At 35.7% G+C, this 667-nt stretch carries 1 protein-coding gene; it reads left to right on the top strand.

Features of this window, described 5'->3' with window-relative positions:
• Nucleotides 1–353 (top strand): DnaB-like helicase C-terminal domain-containing protein (locus IDG60_RS19180; RefSeq protein WP_206161071.1); only part of this gene is annotated, 353 nt, incomplete at its 5' end.
• Nucleotides 354–667 lie beyond the last annotated feature (314 nt).

Below are 667 nucleotides of genomic sequence, written 5' to 3' on the forward strand. Positions count from 1 at the left end.
CATTAGCCCGTGAATTAGAATGTCCAGTTATCGCATTAAGTCAGTTATCTCGTGGTGTTGAACAACGACAAGATAAACGTCCAATGATGAGTGATATTCGTGAATCTGGTTCGATTGAGCAAGATGCCGATATCGTTGCATTCTTATACCGTGATGATTACTATAACCGTGGCGGCGATGAAGATGATGACGATGATGGTGGTTTCGAGCCACAAACGAATGATGAAAACGGTGAAATTGAAATTATCATTGCTAAGCAACGTAACGGTCCAACAGGCACAGTTAAGTTACACTTTATGAAACAATATAATAAATTTACCGATATCGATTATGCACATGCAGATATGATGTAAAAAAGTTTTTCCGTACAATAATCATTAAGATGATAAAATTGTACGGTTTTTATTTTGTTCTGAACGGGTTGATATATGTTAAGTTTGTGTATTGAAAGTGATAAATTAGTACTGTCAACGCCTCTGTTAAAGGGTTTTTAGGACGTTGAAGACGATTTGTTAAAATGATTTTTCTTTTAAAAAGGCCGAAAATCAATGTTCGATTTTTATTTGCATTATGGTCTCGATATTGGTAGAATATCAAATGGTTAAATGAGAAAAACTTGGAGGTGCTCACATGTCATCAATCGTAGTAGTTGGGACACAATGGGGAG

Source organism: Staphylococcus sp. EG-SA-2 (genome assembly GCF_017152085.1).